8 protein-coding genes are annotated in these 8,667 nt (G+C 35.1%); all 8 read left to right on the top strand.

The features are described from left to right. Positions 1–126 precede the first annotated feature (126 nt). On the top strand, positions 127–291 hold the full coding sequence (locus tag AC1DPQ_RS09965; RefSeq protein WP_477609069.1) for a hypothetical protein: 165 nt from the start codon (positions 127–129) through the stop codon (positions 289–291). Between the two features lie 19 nt (positions 292–310). After that, positions 311–1,939 (top strand): hypothetical protein, encoded by a 1,629-nt coding sequence (locus AC1DPQ_RS09970; protein WP_477609071.1) that lies wholly within the window; start codon positions 311–313, stop codon positions 1,937–1,939. A 524-nt stretch (positions 1,940–2,463) separates the two neighbouring features. Beyond that, positions 2,464–3,420, top strand: a complete 957-nt coding sequence (locus tag AC1DPQ_RS09975) for a hypothetical protein (protein ID WP_477581681.1) — start codon at positions 2,464–2,466, stop codon at positions 3,418–3,420. A gap of 4 nt (positions 3,421–3,424) precedes the next feature. Further along, positions 3,425–3,904, top strand: coding sequence for a DUF4280 domain-containing protein (locus tag AC1DPQ_RS09980; RefSeq protein WP_230142646.1), 480 nt, complete (start codon positions 3,425–3,427; stop codon positions 3,902–3,904). A gap of 3 nt (positions 3,905–3,907) precedes the next feature. After that, complete coding sequence (locus AC1DPQ_RS09985) at positions 3,908–6,508, top strand: OmpA family protein (protein ID WP_477581684.1); 2,601 nt, start codon at positions 3,908–3,910, stop codon at positions 6,506–6,508. A gap of 12 nt (positions 6,509–6,520) precedes the next feature. Then, positions 6,521–7,216 (top strand): hypothetical protein, encoded by a 696-nt coding sequence (locus AC1DPQ_RS09990; RefSeq protein ID WP_477581686.1) that lies wholly within the window; start codon positions 6,521–6,523, stop codon positions 7,214–7,216. Positions 7,217–7,221: 5 nt separating this feature from the next. Continuing rightward, positions 7,222–7,998, top strand: coding sequence for a hypothetical protein (locus AC1DPQ_RS09995; RefSeq protein WP_477581688.1), 777 nt, complete (start codon positions 7,222–7,224; stop codon positions 7,996–7,998). Between the two features lie 552 nt (positions 7,999–8,550). After that, on the top strand, positions 8,551–8,667 hold a 117-nt coding region (tssD, locus tag AC1DPQ_RS10000; RefSeq protein ID WP_477609074.1), incomplete at its 3' end, for a type VI secretion system tube protein TssD.

Below are 8,667 nucleotides of genomic sequence, written 5' to 3' on the forward strand. Positions count from 1 at the left end.
GGAATCTGGAATCTACACAGTATGCTGAAAAGGTAACTATTTTTAGCACCAAAGAAAACATGCTGTTGGAGAGTTCTGAAAAAACTGTAGAGATTAACAGTGCGGAAAAATCAAATCTTTTTTGATATGGCCATTAAGAAAATTGCTAAAAACCTGATCATTACAATTACTATGTTTCATGTTTCCACTTCGCAAACAGCATTTGAAACTGCTGAAAAGGTAGAGATTGTTGCCTTGGGAGAAAATTTGGTCTTAGCTTCGAACAAAAAAATTAATATCACCGGTAAATAAGCAGGCTATGACGAATGTAATGTTTAAGAAGCCGAGGTTTGTAATTCCTGAGGCTACAAAAAATAAACCTATTGCTGATATTGTAATGTTTGTTGCCGGTACTACAGATCCTGTAAATACGGCAGGCTTAAAGCACCAGGCAAATACCGAGTACTGGAGGGGTATTGATGCGAAAACACATAAAGCAACAGCAGAAAGTGTAAATAATTTTTGGAATAAAATAAAAGAAATAAAATTTCAATATCTGAATTTACATATTGAGGGCGATTTTTTTAGTTGGTCTGGAGACAATGATACCAAAGAAAGAAATATTGCAGCAGAGCGTTTAATGGATGTAATGTTACGGACATACAGAAATTGGAGACATCAAAAAGTTCATTTGCATTTAATCGGACATTCGCATGGGGGTAATGTAATAAACCAATTTACAGAACTCATTACGAGTAAAGAAATGATAGCGAAGTCTGAAGTTTTAAAAAGAAATAAATTTACTGAATTTCCTAAACTATGGAAGATTAAAAGTATTACTTATTTATCAACGCCATTTTTTCAAAAAAAGCACCAATTAAATCATACCAAACTACATAGCGCTTGTAAAATAATCAATGTACATAATGAATATGATTTAACGCAGCAGCTCGTAGCAGATTTTAGTTTGGTCAATATGGAAGGGCTATTAAAATCTTTCCAGATGGATAAATTTGAGCGGGGTATAAAAACTGTTAAAAGTGTAAAACACGAAGTTATTACAGATTATCTTAAGGGCTGGCGTTCTGAAAAAAAAGCAATTGCTGCATGGAAAGAAATGGCAACAGCTTTTTTAGGAATCAATATGATCATATCAGAATTTATTAAGTACATTAATTCACTGAAAATTGAAAATTCCAGCTTGCAAAAAGAAAAGGATTCATTCGTAAGTATATTAAATAAATTTCTTTTATGGAGCTACGATGTAAATAAGAATTATAACGGGGGGAAAAAAGGGTACGATAAAGTTACCTGGGCAACAAATCTGAATTTGAGTCAGGGTTTAACAGTTTTAAATACACTATTTCATATTAAAAGCGGCCCAAAGGACAGCTATTTATTAAGTTTATTAGCAAATATTTTCGGAGAAAAAAGAGGGATAACTGATAGCATTGACGAAACATCATGGACCCCAAAAAAACAGACCAAAGGATTGTCGATTCTAGATGTTCCCATTTTTGATAAAGATCCTTATAACTCAAGAAACAAAAGAGCTCAATTCGGTACTTTCTTAAAAGGGGCACAAAATGCAGTGCATAGCAATAATTTGGAAGATATGTTAATGCGTCTGTTCAGTCAGTTTATTAAACCTGCTCAGTTGGCCAATATTTACAATTATATTAATTATGCTGAATATGTCGTAACGGGAAATCTTGATGCACAGCTTAAAATCTTCGGGGGAAATCTGAAAAAATATACGGAATTCGTTACAAAATACAATGCAGATTTGGTTGCAGAAAAAGATGAAAACATTGCGGAGTTAGACAAAAAACCTGGATCAATACCATATTTGGCGATGACATCGCATAGTTTAAGCCACACCCGGTTTTGGCCAAAAATTGAAGAAGGATTACGGGGAGCTTTTAGTTCGGGAGTAAATACAGGATATAAAAAGAAATAATTATGAAGAATCCTCAAAAACTAATCATCATTAGTTTGATCATGTTTGTAGTTACTGCTCTAGGTATAACCCTTTGGTACATAAACGACCATATATTATTAAAATTTGATACCAAATCGATTCTAATGGTATTGCCTAGGGTAGGAATGCCGGCTGGAATAATTACTACATTTATATTTCTATTGGTCGTATTTTGTTTAAACAAAATAAAGAACTCATTTATAATAACACTGGTAATGAGTTTAATATTTATTGCATTTGTAATGATATCCTACTGGTTTATCCTGCACATGATATTTTACAACATTGAAGATAAGAAATCATTTATAAGTCAGTTGCTTGATTTTTAAAATGCTCATCTATCAAAATAGTTTTTAGAAATCAAGAGTGCGATTATAGTGATTTATATTTAACTCGCTGTGTGATGTTTTTTGCGGAAATATTAATTATAAGCATAGCACTTTCTTTATACCTGGTTCTTATTAAATAATCCTTTTTGAAATAGATAGAACAAATCGATAAAAATGGACATTGCAAATAAAACAATATACTATTCAGGCATAAATGCCCTCCGCTTAGAATGGCCAGCAGAACTGTCTGTAAAATATGGCGTTTTAATCATTTTTAACGAGGGCGAAGAAAATAGCAATGAAGTTAAATACGAAGTGCGTGTTACCAGGTTAAAGCCAGGTAAAGAGGGACAACCTTTATTTCAAATTGAGCGGATTAGCGATGTTTTTGTCAATGAAATCTTGCCCGATCTGGTTGCCGATCGTTTAGCTTATGCTATAGGAAAAGTGTTTTATCCTTTGGTAATTAGTGTTGATCAAAATGGTGGTTTTCAAAGTATTTACAATCACCAGGATATATTAAAAAGATGGGAATCTGTTAAAAAGAAGGTGCTGGATAATTTTGAAGGTGGTCTTGTAGAAGACTATGTAGAGCGGATGGAAAAACAGCTGGCTAATGCTGATAGTATAAATCTTGCATTTTTAAATAGCGATTGGTTTATTCACACTTTTTTTAAACCGATTTATAAAGAATACGGTCAGAACCATATAACTGAATCTATATATAAATTTCCGATAGCCAGAGGCTTTAACGTAGAAGGCTATCTAACACAAGAAAAATTAGCTGCCCAATCTAATAGCTTTGGAGCAATAGAATTGATTCATGATGGTACTATTATGCCTTTGGAGGATGAATTATATATCACAAACAGGGCCACCGGTAACTATGAAGGATATTATCTTTTACACCCGAAATTTAAGCGGATCATATCTGTCGTTTCTGATTTCAGTTACGGAGCGCAGGAAAAAGCGAAAGTAAAGATAAAAATTGCATTGATTCCCGAAAATAACCAGGAGTTTGATCACGATTTTGAATTAGATACCAATGTTAAAGGTTTGCCCGTAACAGAAATGGTGGTACTTGATGGCCCGTCAAAAAAAGGATTTTGGGATCGTTTACTAAATAATTAAGGCAATGGCAGAGAAACATATTGTAGTTCAGGGGGCACAGTGTATGTGCAAATTTGGATCGGCGCCCGATAAACTCAAAGTGCTAACGCATACAAAAGAATATGCAAACGATAAAGATGGAAGCCAAAAATCTATAGCAACCACAATGGATATCGGCCCAACTTTTGAAAAGAACATGTTTGGATCCTGCTCAAAAATGTACAATAAACCCTGTAATGCTGTGGTAACCAAATGGTCGGGTTTTTATGAAGATACCATCCTTACAAACGGAGGTAAAATTTTGCTCGAAGATAGCAAAGCTACCTGCCCAATAGGAGGCCCCGATTGCATTGAGATTGTTCAGCACGGGCAAAAAGCAGAAGCCTCAAAACAAAACTTTAATAACGCAAATAAAGACGTACAATCACAGCTCAATCCCATGTCAGAATCTTTAGATGAATCTGCAAATAATTTTAACGGTGTAGAAGCAAGTGTTAAAGCATAACGTATGGCAAAGGGAATAAAGAAAATTATTTGGACCGGTGAAGGTAAAGTATATAATGCTAACAAAGGATCTATACCCGGTCAGTTAGTGGTAGTAGCTCCAGATCAGTATGTTTGGTTCAAAATAGGAGAATGGCAGCCCGGCACTACCGAGCAAGATAGAAAGAAAGATGTAAAATGGGCCGTTTTTAACGAGAAAAGCGTCATAGATCTTCAGAAAACAATCCCCAGCAATTTTAGCTATGGTTACCGGATACCCAAAAAATTATGCGGACCATACCTGTGGTACATTGAAGCAACATGGAGCGGGAATTTTGATAGCAAATCAGGTTTAAAGATCAGGGGCGAATCGCCTGCAAAAATAATAGACAGCAGGTGGACTCAAAATGAAGGGGGAGCAGATGTGCGCAAAACTTACCAGTTTTCGTACGGAGAACTCATCTGGCTCAGGCTTTTTACTGAAGGATTAAATGGCTATGATAATGTAGAGGTTAGGGTATTCAGAAAATTGAGATCAGCATTAGGCCTATGGCCAAAAGATGATGAAGAAACCCGAAAAATTTATCAGGTAAGTGTAACCAATGGCGAAATTAACCTAAAAATTCCCAATACGTATTCATGGTACCAGTCTATGAATGATAGATCGGATGTTGAAGAATTTTATGTGCGTGTGGTGCATCCCGTAACTGGTGAATATATTGAAGATACGGGAAGTAAGGGCGATACTGCCCATGCCCGGTTTTTAAGGATAAAAGATAAACTTAAATCGCAGGTAGTAGAAATACCCGAAAACAGAACACCGGTTACCATTTACCAGCCCGATAAAAACGAGGCAAGGTTTGAGTTGTGCAAGTTTGAACAAATTAATGTAATAGAAGAAGGAAGTAAACCCGAACTAGTTTTCGATAATGGAAGTGGAGTTAAAAATGTTATCGATAAAAGGGAAAAAACGTTAGAGTCTATTATTTTTAAATTTGACAGTACAGAACTTTTACCCGAAAGTCTTAAGCAGCTTAATAATATATTGCGGTTCCTGCTCGAACATCGATACAGTACTATTCAACTTGATGGTTTTGCTTGTGTAATCGGTAAACAGAACCATAACAATGTATTATCAGAAAACAGGGCAAAAACAGTAAGAGAGTTTTTTATCAAAGGGAAATTAGATCCAAATCGGATCAAAACGGCCGGACATGGAGAAGTAAACCCTACAGACGATAAAAAAGGCCGCGACAATATTAAATATAAAAATGAGGCAGACTATCAGAATAACCGGAGGGTAGATATTGCATTTGAATATTACGGGCATAATGCACAAACTATTATTTATGAAACTATTGTTGGCAATAAACCAAAAGATATTACCGTTGAACCCGTAAAATTCGATACCAAAGCTTGTTTTGACCGCAAAAAGCATAATAAAACCATCAAATTAATCAACATTGATGTAAAAGCTGAGAATGAGGGCAAAATTACAGTTCCGGCAGTATCAACAATGAGTAAGTTCAATGTTATTCCATTAAATTACATTTGGCCCAAGCGGGATGGATTAATGAATAATTACATGGTTCATATCCATTCTTGCAGGTATTATTCTGTTCAGAACAATCCTACATTGGCTATACATGTATACTCTGATATTAAATGGACCATAGAATTTAAATGGTCGCATACCCAACCCTTTGCCTACACCTACGGTAATAAGTTGTACGGTTATGAGTTAGATGAAGCAAAAAAGAAAGCAATAGGTGCTGCAGTAGATGCCGGCTGGTCCGAAAACTTTGGTGAGATGGCTCAAAAGTTTGAGCTATCATTTGTAGGAGAATGGACTACCTCAGCAGGTAAAAAGCAAAAGGTTGAATTTAGTAAAGAATGGTCAGAACGTATTGCTAAAACCCTGAGGGTTATAAATCAGGTTAAGCAAATGGCAGATCGGGTATCTAATTCCTGTTTGGCCAAAGGAAGGTTCATGTTCGAAGTGAAGGCACCTGTTTTGGCGGTGTCTGCTCAATGGTATTTAAAAAAAACAAACAAAGTTGTTGGAGAGATTGTCGAAATCGGCGCAGAAACCAATCCGCTTATAGAAGCCGCTCTCAGTATAGATCTAATCGATATTGTTCTAAAATATGGTGGAAATGCTATATGTCCAGGGGCTGGTGAAGTACTCACCTGGATTAAGGATAAAATGAACAAATACGTTAAGATAACTTTTTTGATTACCGTAGGCGGTGCACTTAATATTGCAGGGAAATCCATCATCAATGTTAAATTCCCTAAAGAAACAACCGGTGAAGTCAAAATTACCGGTGAGCTCAAGGTCAATATCGAATTTAAAGCTACGGCCAAAGCCGAAACGGGTAGTATGGGGGTTTCGGGGATTGTAAAAGCGGATGCTAAAACAAGCGTTACCGGAGGCGTAAAATTAGGTGCCGATAAAGAAGGAGTATTCGTCGCTCCAATAGCAGAATTCGGAGGCATAAAAGCCACGTTTGTTGCAGCTACAACAATTAAATTTGGTTTTATTAAGAGAACTTTTAGCTTTGATGGTGATGCTGTTCTTGTTGAAAAAGACGATGTTAAATTTAAGAAACATTATTTGGTTTAATTTTATATACTCATGAAGAAAAATTTAGCTTTTTTAGTTTGTTTAATCTTTTTAGGCTGCAGTCCAAAAAAAATTGACCTAAAAGATTTGGTCCTTGCCGAAAAGCCCAATGTAGATTTGTCTGAATTTACCAAAAATATAACGGAACAAAAGGGACGCTTTGAACTACCCACAAAAGATGGTGTTCAGTTGGTTGATAAGGGAGAAAAGATAGTTTATTATTTTTTTGCAGGGAACGATAATGTAACTTTCGACAAAGCTAAAATCGCCGAAGTTTTAGAAACTAAAGTAGTAACCTACAATGGCGTTGTGAGTTTTATCAGTGTACATCCAGATAATAAAGATGCAGCAAACTTACTTAAGGATATGCTAAAAAGCTATTCGACACCCGATTCTATTATTTATAATCAAAGAAAATTTGATGACAACGAAAAGGAAACGCCTGCATTATTAAAAAGCCTTATGCCACATCTTGTTAAAGAAGTTGCTGATGAATTTGATAATAAGGCTACGCAATATCCCCAACAATTGTTTTGGAGCAAAAATGATGTATTAACCCAACTGGTTATAGATCCGACTAATGCTAACCTAAATATGTCAATTAAGATCATAACTAAAAAGGCATATATGGATCACATTGTTGAGGAATATGCTAAGCCACTATTAAAAGAGTATGATAGTCCGTTTGCACATCTTTTTAAAAAATAACCTTTATGACTGAACCATATTATTTACTGGAATACAATATTTCACTGGCAAATTTTGATCTCATTGTAAACGATGTAGTTGTTCATACCCATACCGAAGCAGGTAGCATCCATTCTCAATATCCGATAAACCACTTTATTTTATCAAGCGGCAATCAAAGTTTTAGTGTTGTTTTAAAGCCTGTTGAAGGTGAACTGATTAATCCTAACGCCGAAGCTCACATAAAAATAAACGTTTTGGATTCGGCAAATGGTAATTTTGATAATCAAAAGACGATAACAAAACTAGATGCTCCGGCTTTAAATGAAAAAAAGCTACCGGAATTAAAAATAGGAGGTGTTTTTAAAGCTGAAGTACCTTATCAAACATTAGGTTGGGTAGCATCCCAGATTATTGATGTTAAAAATGAAAATAGCTTAAAACTTGTTAATGATTTTTATCGCAGTATATACCTTCTTTTCAGGGATAAGAAAATCGACGAATTATCCGCCCTGTTAAAAAAGAGATATCAGGAAACGGATACTTCCATGTATTTAGAAGAAGATAATTTGAGCGCGTTAAAAAATATGTTCGCTATGTTGGCAGAGGAAGATTATGTTTTACAAGAATTTCCTAATCAAACCAAATTAGAATTTTATGCGCAGAATAAATTGTTAAACTTAAAAAGAAAGAATCATAGCCCTATTATTTCTTACCTCAAAAAGGGAGCAAATGAAGAGTTTGGTTTCCCTTTTTACATACACCTGCCAAAAGGTAATAATGGGTTCGAAATTATCCGCTAGATGCACAATTGCCAGGAATATGAGGAATACTATTTATAGGCGCAATTGTATTTTTTTAGGCTACAGTGCTCAAACTAAAGATCAAGAAAAAAATTATTGGAAATTGGTCTAGTAATATGAAAAATCTTAAACCGGGGCATATATTGGAAAAATGCATGTGCAGGTAAAGATGTGTCTGTTGAGTTAACGGCCCTAAACAGGAGAGATGGAGCAGCTAAAGACTGGATTGCTTTCTGTGCTTTCGACTGGTATAAAAATTAGTAATTGTCCAAAATTACGCTTCAAAAAGTAACGCCTTGTCTAAAAATGCTACAATATTTTAAGCTATTGTATGTAGTGGAAATGAGACGGCGGGTGATTTCAAAAAAAATACATTTTTTTTCTTGTCAAAAATCTGCGTTCTGCTAACCGTAGGATAATATTTTAGAATTAAGTGTACGCGTTAGCTGTTATATATGAGTAACATACACAATAATTGGCTTAATATTTGGTTTATATTTAACATAGCGGAGGCTATACTAATCAAATTTTTAACCTTTAAATTTTAAAACTATGGCTTTCAAAGCTAGATTAAATTTTTCAGGCAAGGAGTACGATGTGCTTCATTGTGCCTATGCGTTAAACCGTGATGTAGATGCTAAGGGAAGACCTTCTTCCGGAGTTTACGGC

This window comes from Pedobacter sp. 01T416_2, from assembly GCF_056398925.1.